1 protein-coding gene is annotated in these 206 nt (G+C 65.5%); it reads left to right on the forward strand.

From position 1 onward, the window contains the following. A partial coding sequence (locus ADJ24_RS03155) for an Ig-like domain-containing protein (protein WP_048702073.1) occupies positions 1 to 206 on the forward strand: 206 nt, incomplete at both ends.

Genomic DNA, 206 nt, shown 5'->3' on the forward strand with positions numbered 1-206 from the left:
ACCATCAATACCGTGGCGGGCGATAACGTCATCAACGCGGCGGAAGTGGCGGCAGGCCAGACCCTGAGCGGCACCGTGGCGAACGCCGAAGCGGGCAATACCGTCACCGTCACCCTTGGCGGCAACAGCTACACCGCAACGGTGCAGAACGATCTGACCTGGTCCGTGAACGTGCCGTCCGACGTGCTGACCGCGCTGGGCAACGG

The organism is Enterobacter sp. 940_PEND, assembly GCF_001059415.1.
In the GTDB taxonomy this organism is placed as follows: domain Bacteria; phylum Pseudomonadota; class Gammaproteobacteria; order Enterobacterales; family Enterobacteriaceae; genus Enterobacter; species Enterobacter cloacae_M.